This is a genomic window from Streptomyces sp. NPDC051315 (assembly GCF_044455165.1).
Taxonomy (GTDB): domain Bacteria; phylum Actinomycetota; class Actinomycetes; order Streptomycetales; family Streptomycetaceae; genus Streptomyces.
Map to the genome: position 1 here is coordinate 387,174 of NZ_JBITEN010000004.1, position 19,187 is coordinate 406,360.

Here is a 19,187-nt window from a genome sequence, read left to right on the forward strand (position 1 = left end):
GCGGCGAGCGCCTCGTGGACGGGTCCGGGGCGGCCATGTCAGTACACCCAGCGGTAGGCCGCGGCCACCCGCTCGTCGTCCAGCCCGTCCACCGCCGCGATCTCCCCCTGCCGTACGGCGGTCACCGCGTCGGCGAGGACCGGGCCCAGCGTGGTCCGCAGCACCTCGTCCCGCGGAACTCCGTCAGGGCCTCGCCCAGTGACGTCGGCAGCCGGCGGACGTCCCGAGCAGCTGCCTGACCGGCGTCCAGCCGGGCCGGGTCACCGGTGGTCTCCTCGGGCAGGGTGGCGCCCGACGCGAGCCCGTCGAGACCGGCGGCGATGAGACAGCCGAGGGCGAGATACGGGTCGGCGGCCAGGTCCACGGGCTTGACCTCCAGGTTCGCCCGCTCGGCGCGCCGGCCCGCAGTGCCGCGCACCAGACGCACCGCGCTCTCGCGGGTCTCCAGGCCCCAGGCGGTGACCCCCGCCCACTGGGACGGCCTGAGCCGCAGATAGCTGGCCGGACTCGGTGCGGTCACCGCCGTCAGGGCCGTCAGGTGGGCCAGCACACCGGCCGCGAAGGCCTCCGCGTCGGCCGTCAGACCGTACCGGCGGTCGCCGCCGGCGTGCAGGTTGGCGCCGTCGCGCCAGGCGGAGAGGTGGATGTGACCGCCGTTGCCGACCCCCCGGGCGGCGACGGCGGGGGAGAAGGAGACGCGCAGACCGTGACGCCGGGCGACCGCGCGGACGGTCTGGCGCACGAGCACACTGCGGTCGGCCGCCGCCACCGGGTCGAGGGCACCGACGGCGATCTCGAACTGGCCGGGCGCGTACTCGGGTGGATCTGGTCGACGTCCACGCCCTGCGCCGCGCACGCCGCGATCAGGGCGGCGGTGTACTCGCTCAGCTCGATCTGCCGGGTCGCCCCGTACGCCGGTCCCGTGGCGGCCGGGACGAAAGCGCCCTCGGGGGCGGAGTCCGGCCCGAGGACCCACTCGATCTCGATGCCCGCCTTGAAGGTCAGGCCGTGCGCGCGGGCCGCGTCGGCGACGATCCGGCGCAGGAAGGTGCGGGTGCAGCCCGGATGCCGGGTCCCGTCCCGGGTCATCCGGTCGACCGGCGCCCACGCCCATCCGGGCTGCCCGGCCAGGACGACCAGCCGGTCGAGGTCGGGGTACAGACGCAGGTCGCCGTCCGGCGAGCCGAGCACGTCGGTGGTGACGATGTGGTCGTTCGCCAGAAAGGTGTCGAACACCGGGGACATGCCGACGCCCCAGGCCACCGCCGACGCCAGTCCGGCGACCGGCACCGTCTTCACCCGGCCGATGCCGGCGGTGTCGACGTAGGACAGCACGATCCCGTGGACGCCCCGCCCCGTCAGCTCCCCGCTCAGCGCTCTCGCCCGTTCGACGTCACCGGGGCGTCCGCCGGGCACGGGGTCGGCCGAGGGTGGTCATACGGCCTCCACGGTCACGGCCCGCACGGTCGCGGCGCGCACGGGCGGTCGACGGTCAGGGTTTCACGGCCACCGCGCCGTACTGCGGCACCACGGCCGGGGAGCCGGGCCCGGCCCGCCACCGCGAGCAGGACACCAGGCCCGGCTCCAGCAGCTCCAGGCCCGCGAAGAACGCGGCGATCTCCGTGCCGCTGCGCGCCGTGATCGGCGGGGTCGCGTTCTCGTTCCAGAACTCCATGGCCGGGATCTGGCCCTCGCCGCCCACCTCGCTGTCGTGGGTGGGGTGGGTCAGGACCAGGTGGCTGCCGGAGGGGACCTCGGCCATGATCCGCCGCACGATGTGCCGGGCCGCCTCGACGTCCAGCACGAAGTTCAGGATGCCGAGCATCATCACCGCGACCGGGCGGCCGAAGTCCAGCGTGCGGGCGGCACGCTCGAGGATGGCGTCCGGGTCGCGCACATCGGCGTCGACGTAGTCGGTGACACCGTCGTCGGTACCGGTCAGCAGGGTGCGGGCGTGCACCAGCACGATCGGGTCGTTGTCGACGTACACGACCCGCGCGTCGGGCGCGACGCGCTGCGCGATCTCGTGGGTGTTGTCCGCCGTCGGCAGGCCGGTGCCGATGTCGAGGAACTGCCGCATCCCCCGCTCCTCGGCCAGGAAGCGCACCGCGCGGCCCAGGAACCGGCGGTCGGCGCGGGCGATCTCCCGGATCAGCGGGAACATGGCGGCGACGTGCTCGCCGACCTGCTGGTCGACCTCGTAGTTGTCCTTGCCGCCGATCCAGTGGTTCCACACCCGCGCGTTGTGCGCCACGGCGGTGTTCAGCCGCGTCGGCCCGCCCGGCCGCGTATGGCCCTCGCCCACGTCACCGCTCCTCGCTCCGCGTCCTTACCGTCGCGGGCCATTGTGCCGCCGCGTGATCAGCGGTGTCCCCGGAACCGGCGCAGCGGTGGGGCCGGGGCCCGTGGGGCGCGCGGTGTCCCCCGGTAGGGTGACGATCCGGTCCCCCGTACAGGAAGCAGGACATGCCCTACTCGCACTCCCCCCAGCTGACCGCCCGCGAGCCGTCGGCCGAGCACGCCGACATCCGCCTCGTCGTCACCGACATGGACGGCACGCTGCTCGACGACGACAAGCGGACGCCGGACGGGCTGTGGGAGGTGCTGGCGCGGCTGCGGGAGCGCGGGGTGCTGTTCAGCCCGGCGAGCGGACGCCAGTACGCGACATTGGAGCGCGAGTTCGCCGAGGTCGCCGACGGGATGGTCTTCATCGCGGAGAACGGCACCTACGTCGTCCGCGACGGCGAGGAGCTGAGCTCCGATCCGCTGGCCCCGGACGTGGTCAGCGAGGTCGTCGGGGCGGTACGACGGCTCGTGGCCGGCGGCGTCGACGTCGGGGCCGTCGTGTGCGGGAAGCGGTCCGCGTACGTGGAGCGGGCCGACGAGGACTTCCTGGCCGAGGTGGGCCGGTACTACCTCCGCCACCAGGTGGTCGAGGACGCCGCCGCCGTCGACGACGACATCCTGAAGGTGGCGCTGTTCGACTTCGGGTCGGCGGAGGAGACCACCGCCCCGGCCCTGGCGTCCGTCGCCGACACCCACCAGGTCGTGGTCTCCGGCGAGCACTGGGTCGACGTGATGAACGGCACCGCCAACAAGGGCGCGGCCCTGCGCCGGCTCCAGCGCGAGCTGGGCATCACGCCCGCGCAGACCATGGTGTTCGGCGACTACCTCAACGACCTGGAGATGCTGGACGCCGCCGACTGGTCCTTCGCCATGGCCAACGCCCACCCCGAGGTCGTCCGCCGGGCCCGCCACCTGGCCCCCTCCAACAACGACAACGGAGTGCTGCGCACCGTCGTGCGCCTGCTCGGCCTCCCGGTGAGCGGCCTGTGACTCCTAGGCCCTGTCTGACAATTCGCGTCGGATCGGGCCGGGCGGGCCGGACACAAAGGGGAGGGGCAGACAGGCTCCAGGACGGACCCTACGGCCGGGCCGTCCCGTCCGGCACCGGCGTGGCCTGGTGGTAGTAGAGCCGGAATTCCCCGGCGGCGTCGCGGCGCCAGATCGACGAACGGCGGGCCTGTCGGTCCTCGATGCGGGTCTCGTAGGTGAGGTGAACGATCCCGGGGGCGAGGACCGTGCCCTCGAAGTGCTCTGCGGTGATGGAAGTGCTGTTCGCGGCGCCGCCGTGGAGCGTGGGCAGGGCGGCGACCATCTCCGCATGCGTCCACCGCCGCCCGGAGGCGCCGACCTCGATGAAATCGGGGTCGAAGAGGGCTTCGGCGAGGGGACCGGAGAGGCGGACGGAAGGGTCGTGGAGGCGTCGCTCCCGGACGATCGCCTCGGTGACGTCCGGATGCTGCGGGAGCGCCTCGGGCGCGTGCCGATCGTTTCGGATCATGGCGACATGATGCACGGTCGCGGCCGGTGGGCCCTCGGCGGCCGGGCGGCCTTCAGCGGTGGCGGGCCCTGGCGCCGCTGATAAAGATCTTGTGGTGGGTCGTGGTGAGCTGACGGATGCGGCATGGGCGCGGATAGCGCCTCTGCTGCCGGGTGTTGAGGGGCGAGGGCGTCCGTGGCGGGATCACCGGCAGGTGATCAACAGGGTGTTGTGGCGGTTGCGGACCGGTGCGCCGTGGCGTGACCTGCCGGAACGCTATGGGCCGTGACAGACGGCCTATGAGCGGTTCGCCCGCGGGGAGGCGGACGGCACCTGGGCCGACCTGCTCAAGCAGGTCCAGGTCCGGGACGACTCCGTCGGAACCGTGGAGTGGACGGTGTCGATCGACTCCACGATCAACCGAGCCCACCAGCACGCCGCCGGGGCCCGCAAAAAGGGGCGGCGGCGGTGGACGAACTGGAAGATCCGGCACGCGCGACGGCCGGCCAGGCGCTCGGCCGGTCCCGCGGTGGGCCTACCACCAAGGTCCGTCTCGCCTGCGATGGCCGCGGCCTGCCCCTGGCCGTCATCGTCACGCCCGGCAACGTCAACGTTTGCACCGTCTTCGACGCCGTCCTGGAGGAGCGGAGGGTCGCCCCGGGCCGGCGCCGGACGACCCCGCCGCAGGCCCGGCGCGGTCATCGCGGACAAGGCGTATTCGTCCCGGGCGATCCGCCAGTCCCTGCGGCGCAGGGGTATCCGGGCGGTGATCCCGGAGCGGGCGGATCAAGAGGCCAACCGCCTGCGGCGCGGACAGACCGGCGGCAGGCCGCCAGCCTTCGACCGAGAGCTATACAAGGCCCGCAATGTCGTCGAACGCTGCTTCAACCGCCTCAAGCAGTTCCGCGCGATCGCCACCCGCTTCGACAAACTCGCCGACCGCTACGAAGCCGGAGTCCACCTTGCCGCACTCATCCTCTGGCTCCGCGAAGCCACCCAAGATCCTTTGTCAGACAGGACCTAGGGTCAGCCGCGTGACCGCACGTGCCCGTGCTGCTGCCAGGCCCGGGCCGCGGCCTCGACGCGGTTCCGTGCGTCCCGCGTGAGCCGGACGCTGGACAGACGCGCCTCGACCGCGGAGGGCGAGACGTACGGTCCGGCGGCGATCTCGGCGTTGGAGTGGCCGAGGGGGATTGGACGGACCACGTCGGGCTCGCGGTCGTTCAGCGCTTCGGCAGGCTTCCCGGCGGGGGACACCGGGAGCAGTGGGCGTCCGGCCGAGGGGCCCGTGTGACGCGCCGGAGCAGACGGAAGGTGACCGAGGGAGAGACCAGCGCGTAGTCCGCCTGCCAGGCCGTGCTGTTGTTCCGGTGCGGTCCGGCCGGGCACCCGCCGGCCGCGGCCGCGCGGACCGTCTCCGTCAGGAGCGTCGGCCCGCAGTCCCGGGGCGCGGAGCGGGGTTGGGGGGGTCTCACCGGCGGACAGAGAACCGGGTGGACGCCTGCGGCGCCGACGCGTGCGCGGGCTGAGCGTCGGGCGGCGGTCCGACGCCGGCGCGGCGTCACGCCGGGGCACGGGGCGGCCCGCTCTCCTAGGCTGCGAGGTGGACCCGGCGTCCCGCGGCACACCGAGGTGCGCGCGTCCCGTACGCGGAGGCGGGGCACGAGGAGAGGGGAGCGGTATGAGTGAGCCGGCCGTCGTCGCGGGTCTCGCCCGTGAGGTGACCTCCGGACTGAGGACGGCGGACCTGGAGGACTTCTACCGGGACCTGCACCGCCACCCCGAGCTGTCCTTCGAGGAGCACCGCACGGCCGCCCGTCTCGCGGCACGGCTGCGGGCGGCCGGGTACGAGGTGACGGAGGGCGTCGGCCGTACCGGAGTCGTGGGGGTACTGGCCGACGGGGACGGGCCGGTGGTGTGGCTGCGCGGCGACATGGACGCGCTGCCGGTACGGGAGGCGACCGGACTCGCGTACGCCTCCACCGTCGAGGGCGTGATGCACGCCTGCGGCCACGACCTGCACGTCACCTGGCTCGCCGGCGCCGCCGAGGCGCTCGCCGCCGCCCGCGGGACGTGGTCCGGCACGCTCGTCGTGGTCGGGCAGCCCGCCGAGGAGGCGGGGGGCGGGGCGGCGGCGATGGTCGCGGACGGTGTGCACGAACGGTTCCCGCGCCCCGACGTCGTCCTCGGCCAGCACGTGGCCCCCGGCCTCGCCGGCTTCTATCCGCACACCCCGGGGCTGACCCTGTCGGCCTCCGACGACGTCGAGGTCGTCGTGCACGGCGTCGGGGGACACGGTTCGCGACCCGAGTCGGCGGTCGACCCGCTCGTGACGGCCGCGTACGTCGTCACCCGGCTGCAGACCGTCGTCTCGCGCGAGGTCGCGGCGAGGGACTCCGTGGTGCTGACGGTGGGGCGGTTCCACGCGGGGACGAAGCCCAACATCATCCCCGCCGAGGCCCGGCTCTCCCTGAACCTGCGCACCCAGGACCCCCGGGTGCGCGAGCGCGTCCTCGCCGTGATCCGGCGCGTGGTCGAGGGGGAGTGCCGGGCGGCCGGCTGCCCGGCGCCGCCCGGCATCACGGTGGTCCCGGGGTGCCCGGTGACGGTCAACGACCCGGCCCTCGACGAGGAGATCGCGGCCGTGCACCGCGAACTGTTCGGCGCCCACACGGTGTTCGACTTCGGCCAGGCGATGGGCAGCGAGGACTTCTCCCTCCTCGCGCCGGGCGGAGTTCCGTACGACTACTGGTACGTGACCTCCACGCCGGCCGGGGTGTGGGAGGCGGCGCCGGGCGGGGAACTGGCGGAGAAGCTCGCCGGCGTGCCCGGCAACCACAGCCCGCTGTTCGCCCCGGACCTGTCCGTGGTCGTCCCGGGCGTGCAGACGCTGGTGTCGGCCGCGCTCAGCCGCCTGACGTGAGCGGGTGGCCCGGGGCTCGGGCCCCGAGCGGCGCGGCTCGGGGGCTCAGGGCTTGAGCGGGTCGTGGCCGATCGTCATGAGGCGGTGACGCAGGCGGGTGTCCTCCGCCGCCGGCTCGTCCTCCAGGTCCGTCTGCGCCGTCACCGTGTCCACGACCCGGTACATCACCCGGATGTCGTCGTCGGTCAGGTCGGTGCGCCGCTTCTGCAGGATCGCCAGCACGTGCTGCCCGGTCGGGGTGCCGGCCTCCTCGGGCAGCGGCTCCGCGTTCTCGTCGGCGTCCCGCACCCGCAGCCAGGCGGCCAGCTCCTGCGAGGTCATGTTCACCACGCGGTGGAAGTCCGCCCACAGCGCGTCGAGTTCGAGGGCGTCGGTCATGGCGTGCCCCTTCCTTCGGTGGGTGCCCCTCGGGTCGGTGGGTGCCCCTCGGGTCGTGGGTGTCTCCTGGTCCGGTGGGTCAGTCGCGCGGCCAGTTCTCCGCCTCGAACATCCACCGCTGCTTCTCCAGGTCGGCGGTGATGCCGATCAGCAGGTCCTGCGTGACCGGGTCGGCCTTCTCGGTCGTCTCGATCCGCTCCCGCAGGCGTCCGATGGCCGCCCCCAGGGTCTCCGCGATCACCTGCACGACGTCCTCGTCGCGCAGCCAGCCGTCCTTCGGGGCCGGCAGGGTGAACGCCGAGGCGATCGTCTCCGGGCGGCCGTCCGGCGGCAGGCCGAGGGCGGCGGCACGCTCGGCGACGGTGTCCGCGTAGCTTCGGGCCGTCGAGACGACCTCGTCGAGCTGGAGGTGGATCGAGCGGAAGCGGGGGCCCACGATGTTCCAGTGCGCCTGCTTGCCGATCAGGGAGAGACCCAGCAGATCGACGAGGGTGCTCTGCAACGCGTCGAAGGTGACCTGACGGGCCGGTTCGGGAAGCGGGCTCTTCACCACAGTCATACCGGGGTACTCCTAGTCGCGTCGTATCGGGCGGTACGGAGCAGTTCGGCGCGTTCCTCCTCGGCCGTCCCGCCCCACACGCCCGACGTCTGCCCGCTGTCGAGGGCGAAGTCCAGGCAGGCGGCGGTCACCGGGCAGCGGGCGCACACGCGCTTGGCGTCCGCGGTGTCCCGCAGCGCCGGTCCGGACGTGCCCACGGGGAAGAACAGCTCGGGGTCCTCTCCCACGCAGGCGGCACCGCGCAACCACTCCATGGGGGCGCGGGTGCCCCGGGCGAACCCCAGCAAACACGGCGTCCCGCAGGTGGTGAGCAGGTCGGCCTCAGGGCGCGAGCACGCCGTCGACGAAGCGCGTCACGTCCGCGAACACCTCGGCCCGGTTCGTCTCGTGGAACACCTCGTGCCGGGCGCCGGGGTAGATCCGCTCGGTCAGCCGGCCGCCGCTGAGCCGCTCGACGCCCACCCGGCTGCCGTCGAGCGGGACCAGCCGGTCGTCGTCGCCGTGCAGCCACAGCAGCGGGAGCGAGCCGACGTCGCCGTCCCGGGCGACGGTCTCCAGGGTCCGTACGAACGCCTCGAGCGTCGGCCGTTTCATCGGCCCGTGCCAGACCAGCGGGTCGGCGCAGTAGGCGGCGCCCACCGCGGGGTCGCGGGAGAGCGCGGACGGGCTGATCGGGGTGTCCGGGATCGCGTCGAGGGCGAGCAGGCGCCCGGGCAGCTCCCAGGCGCCGATGACCGGCCCGGACAGCACGAGCGCGGCGAGCCCGTCGCCGTACCGCTGGGCGTAGCGGGCGGCGATCAGCCCGCCCATCGAGTGGCCGATCACGACCAACGGCAGCCCCGGGTGCGTGGCGCGCGCGAGCGCGGCCACGGTGTGCACGTCGGTGACCACGTCCTCGAAGTCCTCGATCACCACGCGGTCACCGGACGACCTGCCGTGCCCGACGTGGTCGACGGCGAACACCGCCGCTCCGTGCCCGGACAGCACCCGGGCCGGCTCGTCGTAGCGGCCGGCGTGCTCGCCGTAGCCGTGGACCAGGAGGGCGAGGTACCGCGGCCGCGGGTGCGGCCACTCGTAGGCGGCGAGCGGGCCCCGGGTACCCGTGAGGACGTGCTCCGTCATGTCTCCTCCGGCTGCGTCGGCGAGGTTCCCCGGGATCTTCCCAGCAGGCCGGTCACCGGTCTATAGTCCGAAACTAGCAGTGCTAATTAAGTGTTGTCGTGGCGATCCACGGCGTCGTCGGTCAGGAGTCCTGTCGTGCGTCCCGTCCACTTCGCGGCCGCCCGCCGCACCCCCGTCGGAAAAATCCGCGGTGCCCTGTCCACCGTGCGGCCCGACGACCTCGCCGCCGCCGTCATCCGCGCGCTCGTCGCCGACGTGCCGGCCCTCGACCCGGCCCGCGTCGACGACGTCTACTGGGGCGCCGCCAACCAGGCGGGCGAGGACAACCGCAACGTCGCCCGCATGGCCGCCCTGCTCGCCGGCCTCCCCGAGAGCGTGCCCGGCGCCACGGTCAACCGGCTGTGCGCCTCCGGCCTGGAGGCCGTCACCGCCGCCGCCCGCACGATCGCCGCCGGAGAGGCCGACGTCGTGCTCGCGGGCGGCTCGGAGTCGATGAGCCGCGCCCCCTTCGTCCTCGCCCGCCCCGAGGAGGCCCTCCCGCACCGCGTCGAGACCGTCGACACCCGGCTGGGCTGGCGCCTGGTCAACCCGGCGATGAAGGACCTGCACGGCCTGCTGTCCATGGGCGAGACGGCCGAGGAGGTCGCCGAGCGGTACGGCATCTCCCGCGAACGCCAGGACGAGTTCGCCCTGCGCAGCCACCGACGGGCCGCCCTGGCCCGCAAGAACGGCCACTTCGACGACGAACTCCTGCCGGTCACGCGCCCGGACGGCGTGGTCGTCGACGCCGACGAGGGCATCCGCGAGGACACCTCGTACGACAGGCTCGCCGCGCTCAAGCCGGTCTTCCGGCCGGGCGGCACGGTCACGGCGGGCAACGCCTCCCCGATGAACGACGGCGCCGCGGGCCTCCTCCTGGTCAGCGAGGAGGCCCTGGACGAGCTGGGACTGGAGTCCCTCGGCCGCTACGTCGCCGGCGCCTCCGCCGGCGTCCACCCCGACGTGATGGGCATCGGACCGGTTCCCGCCACCCGCAAGGTGCTCGGCCGCGCCGGATGGAGCGTCGACGACCTCCAGGACGCCGAGTTCAACGAGGCGTTCGCCGCCCAGGCACTGGCCTGCGTGGACCAGTTGGGCATCGACCCCGACCTGGTCAATCCCAGCGGCGGCGCCATCGCCCTCGGTCATCCGCTGGGCTGCTCGGGCGCCCGGATCCTGACCACCCTGCTGCACCGGATGCGCAGGACGGGCGCGGAGCGGGGACTGGCGACGATGTGCGTCGGAGTGGGACAGGGGAGCGCGGTGCTGGTGGAACGGCGGTAGGAGGAGCCCGGCGGAGGACGAGCGCGCGGACCGTCAGCCGGGACGCTCCTCACCGGTGCCGGTTGGTTGGCCGTAGCATCGGTCTCCGCATGAACACGATGACGCACCTCACCGGCTGGGAGTTCGCCGCTCTCGCCTCCGCGGCCCTGCTGGTCGGCTTCTCCAAGACCGCCGTGAGCGGGGCCAACACGGTCAGCCTGGCGATCTTCGCAGCCGTCCTGCCCGCCCGCGCCTCCACGGGCGTACTGCTGCCCATCCTGATCGCCGGGGACGTCCTCGCCGTCCTCACCTACCGGCGGCACGCCCACTGGCCCACGCTGTGGCGGCTGTTCCCCGCGGTCGCGGCCGGCGTGGTCGCCGGCACCGCGTTCCTCATGTGGGCCGACGACGCGGTCGTACGGACGTCGATCGGCGCGATCCTGCTGTTCATGGCCGCGGTCACCGTGTGGCGGCGCCGCACGGCGGAGGCGGCCGACGACCCCGACGCCGTCGTCACCCGGGCGGGCCGCCTCAAGGCCCGCTCCTACGGCGTCCTCGGCGGCTTCACGACGATGGTCGCCAACGCGGGCGGCCCCGTGATGTCGATGTACCTGCTCTCGGCGGGCTTCCGCAAACTCGGCTTCCTCGGCACCTCCGCCTTCTTCTTCCTGATCGTCAACGTCTCGAAGGTGCCGTTCAGCGTGGGCCTCGGCCTGATCGACGGCCACTCGCTGCTGCTGGACGCCGCGCTCGTCGTGTTCGTCGTCCCCGGGGCGCTGCTCGGCAAGTGGGCGGTGCACCGCATCAACCAGCGGCTGTTCGAGCAGCTCGTCATCGCGGCGACCGTGGTCGGCGGTCTGCAGCTGCTACTGCCCTAGGCCCAGCAGCCGCGGCAGATCCGCGAAGGAGTCGACGACCCGGTCCGGGGTGCCGTCGGCCGCCTCGAGCGTCTCCGGCAGGAACTTCCCGGTCCGCACCAGCACCCCGGGAATTCCCGCCCGCTGTGCCGCCAGCACGTCCGACTCGACGTCGTCCCCCACCATCAGCGCCTGGTCCGCGCGCACCCCCAGGTGCCCGAGCGCCGCCGCGAAGAACGCCGGCGACGGCTTCCCCGTCACCTCCGCCTCCACCCGCGCGGCCGCCTCGAGCCCGGCCACGAAGGCGCCCGAGTCGAGCCGCAGCCCGTCCTCGGTACGCCAGTACGGGTTCCGGTGCATCGCCACCAGCCGCGCGCCCCGCTGGAGGTGTCCGAAGGCCCGGTCCAGTGCCGCGTACCCGAACTCCGGGCCGGCCCCGCCGAGGACGACCACGTCGACGTCGGCGGCCTCCCCGGCGTCCCCGTCGTCGTCGATCAGCGTGACCCCGGCCAGGTCCTCGCGGACGTCACCGCTGTTCAGCAGCGTGCAGCGGGCGCCGGGGTGATGCTCGGCGAGGTACGTGGCGGTCACCGCGGGGGCCGTGAGGATGTCGTCGGCGTCCACCGGGAACCCCGCCTCCGCCAGCGTCCGGGCGATCGTGGCCCGGGTCCGCGAGGTCGTGTTGGTGACGAGGGCGACGCCGAACCCGGCGTCGCGGACCGCCCGGAGCGCCTCGACCGTCCCCGGCAGCGGCTTCCAGGAGACGGTGAGGACCCCGTCGACGTCGATCAGGACGGCACGCACCGCATCCACCCGCACTGCACCCATACCGGGACGATAACGCCGGGCTCGGCCGTCCGCCGGAAGGACCGTGCAGGCCGTGGCCGGGGTCGTGGCCGCCGTCATGGTCGCGGTCGTGGTCCTGACCGGGTGGGCGGACGGTGGGAGAGGGCTGCCCGTCGGCCGGTTCCCCCGGGCGTCTTCCTAGACTGACGGCGTGACGAACGGACCGAGGCGTGCGGAGACCACCGGATCCCACGGGCGTGCGCAACCCACCGGGACGCGATCCACCGGAACCCCGCACACCCACGTGCTGGTTCTCGGCGGCACCACCGAGGCACGGGAACTCGCCGCCGCCCTGGCGGCCCGCCCCGGCGTCCGGGTGACCTCGTCGCTGGCGGGGCGGGTGTCCCGGCCGGGGGTGCTCGCAGGGGACGTTCGGATCGGCGGGTTCGGCGGAGCGGAGGGCCTCGCCGGGTGGCTGCGCGAGCAGCGGGTGGACGCGGTGGTCGACGCCACCCACCCCTTCGCCACCGGCATCACCGCCAACGCGGCACAGGCCGCGACCACCACCGGACGCCCCCTGTTCGTCCTGCGCCGGCCGGGCTGGCGGCCCGGCCCCGGGGACCGCTGGCACACCGCCGCCTCCCTGGAGGACGCGGCGGAACTGCTGCCCGGTCTCGGCCACCGGGTCTTCCTGACGACCGGTCGGCTGGGCCTCGCGGCCTTCGCCCGTCTCACCGGACTCCACTTCGTCGTACGGTCGGTGGAGCCCCCCGAGCCGCCGATGCCGCCGGACGTCGCCCTCGTCCTGGCCCGCGGCCCGTTCACCGTCGCCGACGAACTGGCGCTGCTGCGCGAGCACCGCGTCGACGTGGTCGTGACCAAGGACAGCGGCGGAGCGGCGACGGCCGCGAAGCTCACGGCCGCGCGGGAACTCGGGCTGCCGGTCGTGGTCGTACGGCGGCCGCCGCTGCCGGACGCGGTGACCGTGGTGCCGGACGTGGCGGGGGCACTGGAGCGGCTGGGGCTCGACCGGCCCTGACCGCCGGTCTCAGCGTGCCGTGACGGAGGCGCGCAGGCGGTCGATCGCGCGGAGCACCTCCGCGCGGTTCTTGGCGCTCTTGATCCAGGCGGGGAGACGGGCCACGTAGGTCATCTTCCGGCCGTGCTCGTACCACGGGTCCCGCTCCCGCAGTGAGGCGGCCACGAACCGCCTGAGCAGGTCGAGGTGTTCCAGGTTGTACGCCCACACCACTCCGTGCCGGGTCCTGGTCCGCAGCCACAGGGGTGGCTGGAACAGCCGACCGGGAGCCGACGGTCCGGTGGAGACGCGGCACAGGCCGCAGGAGCGGCACACCAGACGGAGCTCGAATCCGCTCCGGCCGCGGGCGTCGGGGGCGAGGCCCGTGCGCCGCTCGAAGTGGGCGACGCGCCGGCAGCGCGGGCAGTGGACGAGCGCCGACGAGGCGTAGGCGCACGCGGTGGTGCCGGGGTCGTGGAACCGGACGGGGGCGGCAGACATGCGGTGAGTATGACGGCCGCCCGCCCGGCCCGGCACGGGATTTCGCAGGGCGCGGCCAGGGCCCGGGCCGGCTGCGCCGCCCGGCGGGGGAGGTCGTGGGCCGGCGCGGGCGGCCGCACGGCCGGCGGCGGTGACCCCGCCGGTCCTGCCGGTTCCCGGGTGGCTGTCACGAGGGCACGGTCACACCGTCCGCCCGGCACCGCGTGCGGGAACCGTCCGCCCGTGTCCCGCCCCCGTGCGCGCCGCCCCGTACACGCACGCCCCGTACGCGCCGCTCCTGGGCCTGTCCGGCGGGTCACGTCGCGGGAGACCGGCGAGGCGGAACATCGGCAGCCGACGACAATGCCGCAGACGGGCGTGCGGATCGCCGCGTCTGCGGCATGATCCGCCGGACGGGACAGGCCCTAGACGTCCCCGGGGTTGCGGCGCAGCAGGTACGTGTCCATGATCCAGCCCTTGCGCTCGCGCGCCTCGGCCCGCAGCCGCTCGATGCGGGGGCCGGCCTCGGCGATCGGACCGGAGACGAGGATCTCGTCCGGGGTGCCGATGTAGGCGCCCCAGTAGATGTCGACGTCCTCCTCCGCGTACTTGCGGAAGGCCTGGTGGGCGTCGAGCATCACCACCACGTCGTCCACCCCCTCCGGGAAGCCCTCCGCGAGCCGCCGCCCCGTGGTGATCTGCACGGGCCGGGCCACCCGGTTGAGTCCCGTGCGGTGCCGGGCGACGAGCGCCGAGACACTGCTGATCCCGGGCACGACGTCGTACGTGAACGCCACCGTGCCCCGCGCCAGCACCTCCTCCAGGATGGCGAGCGTGCTGTCGTAGAGCGCAGGGTCCCCCCACACCAGGAACGCGCCGCTCTCGTCCTCGCCGAGCTCCTCGGAGATCAGCCGCTCGTAGATGTCGGCGCGGGCGCTGCGCCAGTCGCCGACGGCGGGGGAGTAGGCCGCGCCGCCCGCACCGCGGTCACGCTCGGGATCGCGGGCCTCGACGACCCGGTACGTCCCCTCCGGTATGTGCGTGTCCAGCATGTCCCGGCGCAGCCGCGTGAGGTCGCTCTTCACCTCGCCCTTGTCCAGGACGAAGAACACGTCCGTGCTCCGCAGCGCCCTGACCGCCTGCAGGGTCAGCTGGTCGGGGTCGCCCGCGCCGATACCGATGACATGAATCTCTCGCACGACCACGAGTCTGCCGTACGCCACCGACAGTGACGGCACCGGATCCGCCCCTCGGTCACCGGGCGCCGGCGGCGGGCCGTCCTCTCACCGCAGGCGCGGTGCCGACTCGCGCGCGTCCACCGCGGTGCCGGCGCCCTCCACGGCCTCGGCCCGTTCCCGCGCCCACGCGGTGAGACCGGCGAGATCGAGCCCGTGCGGACGCCGCCGTCCCGTGTCCCGGGCCCACTCCTCCAGCGCCCCGGCTCCGCGCCGCAGCAGCCGCGCGCCGCCCGTGACGTTGCCGCGCGCCGCGTGGGTCAGGCCCACCGCGAGCTGCGCGAGCCCCCGCCACAGCGTGCGCTCCGTCTCCGGACCCGACTTCCAGGCGTCCTCGAACACCTCGTGCGCGTGGAACGGTTTCCCCGCGTCCAGCAGGGCCTGCGCCTCCTCGACCGTCTGCCGCGGCGTGCGCACGACGCCCTCGGGCTGCCGCTCCACCCCGGGCGTGCCGTACGGCAGGGGCCGCCCCAGCCCGTCGCGGGGCCTGGCGTTGCGTGCCCGCCCCTCGTCGTCCCGGTCCCGCACGCCGGAGAGCCGGTCGTCGTCCCTGCGTCCTGTGCTGCCCATGGGGCGATTGTCCCGCGCCGGCGCCCCCTTCGGCGCAGCGCCCGGTGTGGGGTAAAGTGCTGTTCGCGCGATCACGCGGAACTCCGCGGGGAGCGCACCGGGACGTGGCGCAGCTTGGTAGCGCACTTGACTGGGGGTCAAGGGGTCGCAGGTTCAAATCCTGTCGTCCCGACCAGCTTCATCGCAGGTCGGAAGCCGCTTTCTCATCACTGGGAAGGCGGCTTCGGTGCGTTCGGGGGCGGGCGTCGCCCCGGCGGCGACCCGGTCGGGGGGCAGGCCGCCGGCAAAGGGTCTTGCCTTGGAGCGCACTTCAGCATGAAGACTCCCGTGCGAGCCGGCGAGGACCGTCGGCCCGACGGGAGGGTTCCCCATGAAGTACCGCACCATCGGCAGCGACCCCGCCACCCGGCGCGAGGTCAGCGTGCTCGCGCTCGGCGCCATGCTGTTCGGGTCGGTGACGGACGAGAAGTCGTCCTTCGCGATCCTCGACCGCTACGTCGAGGCCGGCGGGAACTTCGTCGACACGTCCGACAACTACGCGTTCTGGGTGGACGGCGGGCAGGGCGGCCAGAGCGAGGAACTGCTCGGGCGCTGGCGGCGCAGCCGCGGCGTCGGCGACGAGATCCTCGTCGCCACCAAGCTCGGCGCCCGCCCGCTGGCCCCGGGCACCGGCTACACCGACAACGCGGAGGGGCTGTCCGCGCGGGTGATCCGGGAGTCGGCCGAGCGCAGCCGCGAGCGGCTCGGGGTGGAGAAGCTGGACCTGCTCTACGCCCACATCGACGACCACACCGTCCCGCAGCGCGAGACCGTCGAGGGGTTCGCCGCGCTCGTCGCGCAGGGCACGGTCGGCCTGCTGGGAGTGAGCAACCAGGCCGTGTGGCGCGTGGAGCGGGCCCGCGCCCTCGCCGCCGCAGCCGGCCTGCCCGGCTACGAGGTGCTCCAGTACCAGCACAGTTATCTGCGGCCCCGCTTCGACGTGCCCAGCGAGCTGTTCCCCGACGGCAGCCTCGGCCACGCGGGCGGCGAGCTCCTCGGCTACCTGCGGGCGGAGCCCGGCCTGACCCTGGTCGCCTACTCGCCGCTGCTCACCGGCGCCTACGTCCGCCCGGACAAGCCCCTGCCGCCGGACTACGACCACCCGGGCACGCCCGCCCGACTCGCCGTGCTGCGGGAGGTGGCGAAGGAGACCGGCGCCACCGCCAACCAGGTCGTGCTGGCCTGGCAGCTCGGCGCGGAGCTGCCGGTCGTCCCGCTCGTGGGGGCGTCCTCGGTGGCGCAGCTGGAGGAGAACCTGGCCGCCGTGGACCTGGAGCTGACGCAGGACCAGCGGGCGCGGCTGGACTCGGCGCACTGAGGGCGTCCGGAGCCGGGCGGCATGGCGCGGGTGCGGCGCGGATAGGCTGGGATCATGCCGTCCCCCCGCCGCACCGCCCGACAGGCCGACCTGCTGGAACGACTCGTCACGCTGGTGACGGCGGAGGGGTTCTCGGACCTCACCCTGGACGACCTCGCCGAGCGGCTGCGCTGCTCCAAGACCACGCTGTACCAGCTCGCCCGCAGCAAGCAGGGGCTGGTCGTGGAAGCGGTCAAGCATTATTTCCGCGGGGCGACCGAGGCCGTCGAGAAGCGGGTGGCGCAGACCGTCGACCCGTCGGACCGCGTGCGGGTGTACCTGACGGCCGTCGCCGAGCAGCTGCGCCCGCTCTCCCGACGGTTCCTCGACGACGTGGCGGAGTTCCCGCCGGCCCGTGAGGTGTACGAGGCGAACACGCGGATGGCCGCCGAGCGGGTGCGCCGGCTGATCGCGGAGGGCGTCGACGGCGGCGCCTTCCGCGAGGTGCACGCCGCGTTCGTCGGCGAGGTCGCCGCCGCGACCATGCGCCAGATCCAGCAGGGCGAGCTCAAGGCGCGCACCGGGCTGACCGACGCCGAGGCCTACGAGCAGCTGGCCTCGCTGATCGTGCACGCCGTCTCCTCCTGACGCCGAGGCGACGCCCACGCCGACGCGACGCGAAGTCGACCCCCCCGTTCCCCCACCGCCCGCGCCGGCCGCCCTCCCACCTCCACGGCACCTTTCCCGCCCCAGCGGATGCCGTGGTGTGTCCCGGTGCCGTACTGTGAATGATACGTTCGTACGCACTCCAGTATCACTCCCAGTACTCCAGTACTCCTACGTGGAGGTCACCATGCCTGCCACTCGCGCCCTGCCGACCGAGGAAGCCGTCGAACTCATCCAGCTCACGCGCACCCTCGCCGCCAAGGAACTCGCACCCCGGGTCGCCGACGCGGAGGCGGACGGGGCGTTCCCCCGGGACGTCTTCCGCACGCTGGGCCGCAGCGGGCTGCTCGGGCTGCCGTTCGCCGAGGAGGACGGCGGCGCCGGACAGCCGTACGAGGTGTACCTCCAGATGCTGGAGGAGGTCGCCGCGGTCTGGTCGAGCGTCGCCGTGGGCCTCTCCGTCCACGCGCTGTCCTGCTTCCCGCTGGCCCGGTTCGGCACCGCGGACCAGCGGCGCACGTGGCTGCCGGAGATGCTGGGCGGGGAACTGCTCGGCGCCTACTGCCTGTCCGAGCCGCACGCCGGCTCCGACCCGGCGGCCCTGCGCACGCGCGCGGTGCGCGACGGTGACGTTTACGTCCTCAACGGCGCCAAGGCGTGGACCACGCACGGCGGCTACGCCGACTTCTACACGGTGATGGCCCGCACCTCCGACGACCGCGCCCACGGCATCTCCTGCTTCCTGATCCCGGCAGACACCCCGGGTCTGAGCGCCGACCCGCCGGAGCGGAAGATGGGTCTGACCGGCTCGGCGACCGCCACCATGCGACTCGACGACGTGCGCGTGCCGGTCGAGCGGCGGATCGGGGAGGAGGGGCAGGGCTTGAGGATCGCGCTCGCCTCCCTGGACTGCGGCCGCCTCGGCATCGCCGCCGTCGCCACCGGCCTCGCCCAGGGCGCCCTCGACCACGCGGTGCGCTACGCCCGTGAGCGGGAGACCTTCGGCAAGCCGATCATCGAGCACCAGGGGCTGGCGTTCGTCCTCGCCGACATGGGCGCCGCGATCGAGTCGGCGCGCGCCACCGCCCTCGCCGCCGCCCGGCTGAAGGACCTCGGTCTGCCCTTCACCCGGGAGGCCTCCATCGCCAAGCTCGTGGCCACCGACAACGCCATGAAGGTGACCACGGACGCCGTGCAGGTCCTCGGCGGGTACGGATACACGCGCGACTTTCCCGTCGAGCGCTACATGCGCGAGGCGAAGGTCATGCAGATCTTCGAAGGAACCAACCAGATCCAGCGCATGATCATCTCCCGTGCGCTGGACCGGAACGAGGGCGGTGTGCTCACCGTCCTCGGCAAGGAGTGATGATGCAGCTCGAGAACACCGCCGCCCTCGTCACCGGCGGTGCGTCCGGCCTCGGCGCGGCCACCGCGAAGGCGCTCGCCGAGCGGGGCGCGCGGGTCTTCGCCCTCGACCTCAAGGACGGGATCGACAAGGCCCCCGAGGTTCCGGGCGTCACCTACGTCCCCGCCGACGTCACCGACCCCGAGCAGGTGCGCGCCGCCGTCGCCACCGCGGCGGGCGCGGGCGTCCCGCTGCGCACGGTCGTCAACTGCGCCGGCATCGGCCCCTCGATGCGGATCCTCGGCAAGAAGGGCGTCCACGACCTCGGCCTGTACGCCAAGGTGATCCAGATCAACCTGATCGGCACCTTCAACGTGCTCGCGCTGGCCTCGGAGGCCATCGCCCAGACCGAGGCGGACGACAACGGGCAGCGGGGAGTGATCGTCAACACCGCGTCCATCGCCGCCTACGACGGCCAGATCGGCCAGGCCGCCTACTCCTCCTCCAAGGGCGGCGTCGTCGGCCTGACCCTCCCCGCGGCCCGCGACCTCGCCCAGTACGGCATCCGCGTGTGCACCATCGCCCCGGGCGTCGTGGAGACGCCCATGCTGGCCACCGTCTCGGAGGAGTTCCGCGCCTCGCTCGCCGCCGGCGTGCCCTTCCCGCGCCGGCTCGCCCAGCCGGAGGAGTACGCCCAGCTCGCCCTGGCGATCGTCGACCACGACTACCTCAACGGCGAGACCATCCGGATGGACGGCGCGCTGCGGATGGCGCCGCGCTGAGCCCT

22 protein-coding genes, 1 tRNA gene and 1 pseudogene are annotated in these 19,187 nt (G+C 73.8%); 11 read left to right on the forward strand and 13 right to left on the reverse strand.

Annotation, left to right across the window (positions count from 1 at the left end; all coding sequences use genetic code 11):
* Positions 1-38: 38 nt before the first annotated feature.
* The 3 genes from ACIBBD_RS10940 to ACIBBD_RS10950 all read right to left on the reverse strand — a co-directional run bounded on the left by ACIBBD_RS10940 (position 39) and on the right by ACIBBD_RS10950 (position 2,305).
* Positions 39-164: a hypothetical protein gene (locus ACIBBD_RS10940; protein ID WP_399419001.1), complete on the reverse strand. Its 126-nt coding sequence runs from the start codon at positions 162-164 to the stop codon at positions 39-41.
* The gene (locus ACIBBD_RS10945; protein ID WP_399419002.1) at positions 122-1,114 is read right to left on the reverse strand and encodes a hypothetical protein; all 993 of its coding nucleotides are present in this window, start codon (positions 1,112-1,114) and stop codon (positions 122-124) included. Before ACIBBD_RS10945 ends, ACIBBD_RS10940 begins: the two co-directional genes overlap by 43 nt.
* A 378-nt stretch (positions 1,115-1,492) precedes the next feature.
* Positions 1,493-2,305, reverse strand: coding sequence for an SAM-dependent methyltransferase (locus ACIBBD_RS10950; RefSeq protein WP_399419003.1), 813 nt, complete (start codon positions 2,303-2,305; stop codon positions 1,493-1,495).
* Between the two features lie 161 nt (positions 2,306-2,466).
* Between ACIBBD_RS10950 and ACIBBD_RS10955 the strand changes: the two genes are divergently transcribed.
* Positions 2,467-3,336 (forward strand): Cof-type HAD-IIB family hydrolase, encoded by an 870-nt coding sequence (locus ACIBBD_RS10955; protein WP_399419004.1) that lies wholly within the window; start codon positions 2,467-2,469, stop codon positions 3,334-3,336.
* An 88-nt stretch (positions 3,337-3,424) separates the two neighbouring features.
* On the opposite strand, the gene ACIBBD_RS10960 is transcribed toward ACIBBD_RS10955, so the two are convergent.
* Positions 3,425-3,844, reverse strand: a complete 420-nt coding sequence (locus ACIBBD_RS10960; protein ID WP_399419005.1) for a DUF4440 domain-containing protein — start codon at positions 3,842-3,844, stop codon at positions 3,425-3,427.
* 91 nt (positions 3,845-3,935) lie between these two features.
* Between ACIBBD_RS10960 and ACIBBD_RS10965 the strand changes: the two are divergent.
* Positions 3,936-4,847, forward strand: a pseudogene (locus ACIBBD_RS10965) (IS5 family transposase).
* Between the two features lie 2 nt (positions 4,848-4,849).
* On the opposite strand, the gene ACIBBD_RS10970 reads toward ACIBBD_RS10965, so the two are convergent.
* The gene (locus ACIBBD_RS10970; protein ID WP_399419006.1) at positions 4,850-5,029 is read right to left on the reverse strand and encodes a hypothetical protein; all 180 of its coding nucleotides are present in this window, start codon (positions 5,027-5,029) and stop codon (positions 4,850-4,852) included.
* A gap of 475 nt (positions 5,030-5,504) precedes the next feature.
* On the opposite strand from ACIBBD_RS10970, the gene ACIBBD_RS10975 reads away from it, so the two are divergent.
* A complete protein-coding gene (locus ACIBBD_RS10975) occupies positions 5,505-6,746 on the forward strand; it encodes an amidohydrolase (RefSeq protein WP_399419007.1) in 1,242 nt (413 codons plus the stop codon).
* A gap of 45 nt (positions 6,747-6,791) precedes the next feature.
* Here ACIBBD_RS10975 and ACIBBD_RS10980 read toward each other — a convergent pair whose 3' ends face one another.
* From ACIBBD_RS10980 to ACIBBD_RS10995, 4 genes are all read right to left on the reverse strand, one after another.
* Entirely contained in the window at positions 6,792-7,124 is a 333-nt protein-coding gene (locus ACIBBD_RS10980; RefSeq protein ID WP_399419008.1) for a DUF3140 domain-containing protein, read from the reverse strand.
* A 79-nt stretch (positions 7,125-7,203) separates the two neighbouring features.
* On the reverse strand, positions 7,204-7,683 hold the full coding sequence (locus ACIBBD_RS10985) for a Dps family protein (protein ID WP_399419009.1): 480 nt from the start codon (positions 7,681-7,683) through the stop codon (positions 7,204-7,206).
* Complete coding sequence (locus ACIBBD_RS10990) at positions 7,680-7,937, reverse strand: WhiB family transcriptional regulator (protein WP_399419010.1); 258 nt, start codon at positions 7,935-7,937, stop codon at positions 7,680-7,682. Before ACIBBD_RS10990 ends, ACIBBD_RS10985 begins: the two co-directional genes overlap by 4 nt.
* Positions 7,938-8,004: 67 nt before the next feature.
* The gene (locus ACIBBD_RS10995; protein ID WP_399419011.1) at positions 8,005-8,805 is read right to left on the reverse strand and encodes a lysophospholipase; all 801 of its coding nucleotides are present in this window, start codon (positions 8,803-8,805) and stop codon (positions 8,005-8,007) included.
* A gap of 135 nt (positions 8,806-8,940) precedes the next feature.
* On the opposite strand from ACIBBD_RS10995, the gene ACIBBD_RS11000 reads away from it, so the two are divergent.
* Positions 8,941-10,128, forward strand: coding sequence for a thiolase family protein (locus ACIBBD_RS11000; RefSeq protein WP_399419012.1), 1,188 nt, complete (start codon positions 8,941-8,943; stop codon positions 10,126-10,128).
* 89 nt (positions 10,129-10,217) lie between these two features.
* Positions 10,218-10,985, forward strand: a complete 768-nt coding sequence (locus ACIBBD_RS11005) for a sulfite exporter TauE/SafE family protein (protein ID WP_399419013.1) — start codon at positions 10,218-10,220, stop codon at positions 10,983-10,985.
* Here the strand turns inward: ACIBBD_RS11005 and ACIBBD_RS11010 are convergent.
* Positions 10,974-11,792: an HAD-IIA family hydrolase gene (locus tag ACIBBD_RS11010; RefSeq protein ID WP_399419014.1), complete on the reverse strand. Its 819-nt coding sequence runs from the start codon at positions 11,790-11,792 to the stop codon at positions 10,974-10,976. The genes ACIBBD_RS11005 and ACIBBD_RS11010 overlap by 12 nt on opposite strands.
* Before the next feature lie 262 nt (positions 11,793-12,054).
* On the opposite strand from ACIBBD_RS11010, the gene ACIBBD_RS11015 reads away from it, so the two are divergent.
* Entirely contained in the window at positions 12,055-12,789 is a 735-nt protein-coding gene (locus ACIBBD_RS11015; protein ID WP_399419109.1) for a cobalt-precorrin-6A reductase, read from the forward strand.
* Positions 12,790-12,798: 9 nt separating this feature from the next.
* Here the strand turns inward: ACIBBD_RS11015 and ACIBBD_RS11020 are convergent, their stop codons facing one another.
* The 3 genes from ACIBBD_RS11020 to ACIBBD_RS11030 form a co-directional block, all read right to left on the reverse strand.
* Positions 12,799-13,269 carry a hypothetical protein gene (locus tag ACIBBD_RS11020; protein WP_399419015.1) on the reverse strand — a complete coding sequence of 157 codons (471 nt, stop codon included), beginning with the start codon at positions 13,267-13,269 and terminating at the stop codon, positions 12,799-12,801.
* Between the two features lie 404 nt (positions 13,270-13,673).
* On the reverse strand, positions 13,674-14,447 hold the full coding sequence (gene cobF / locus ACIBBD_RS11025; protein WP_399419016.1) for a precorrin-6A synthase (deacetylating): 774 nt from the start codon (positions 14,445-14,447) through the stop codon (positions 13,674-13,676).
* 84 nt (positions 14,448-14,531) lie between these two features.
* A complete protein-coding gene (locus ACIBBD_RS11030) occupies positions 14,532-15,053 on the reverse strand; it encodes a DUF309 domain-containing protein (protein ID WP_399419017.1) in 522 nt (173 codons plus the stop codon).
* A gap of 98 nt (positions 15,054-15,151) precedes the next feature.
* Here ACIBBD_RS11030 and ACIBBD_RS11035 point away from each other — a divergent pair.
* The 5 genes from ACIBBD_RS11035 (at position 15,152) to ACIBBD_RS11055 (ending at position 19,182) form a co-directional block, all read left to right on the forward strand.
* Positions 15,152-15,228, forward strand: a tRNA-Pro gene (locus tag ACIBBD_RS11035).
* Positions 15,229-15,423: 195 nt separating this feature from the next.
* Positions 15,424-16,410, forward strand: coding sequence for an aldo/keto reductase (locus ACIBBD_RS11040; protein WP_399419018.1), 987 nt, complete (start codon positions 15,424-15,426; stop codon positions 16,408-16,410).
* A 54-nt stretch (positions 16,411-16,464) separates the two neighbouring features.
* Positions 16,465-17,037 carry a TetR/AcrR family transcriptional regulator gene (locus tag ACIBBD_RS11045; RefSeq protein ID WP_399419019.1) on the forward strand — a complete coding sequence of 191 codons (573 nt, stop codon included), beginning with the start codon at positions 16,465-16,467 and terminating at the stop codon, positions 17,035-17,037.
* 205 nt (positions 17,038-17,242) lie between these two features.
* Positions 17,243-18,421: an acyl-CoA dehydrogenase family protein gene (locus ACIBBD_RS11050; RefSeq protein WP_399419020.1), complete on the forward strand. Its 1,179-nt coding sequence runs from the start codon at positions 17,243-17,245 to the stop codon at positions 18,419-18,421.
* A gap of 2 nt (positions 18,422-18,423) precedes the next feature.
* Positions 18,424-19,182, forward strand: coding sequence for an SDR family NAD(P)-dependent oxidoreductase (locus tag ACIBBD_RS11055; protein ID WP_399419021.1), 759 nt, complete (start codon positions 18,424-18,426; stop codon positions 19,180-19,182).
* Positions 19,183-19,187: the final 5 nt, after the last annotated feature.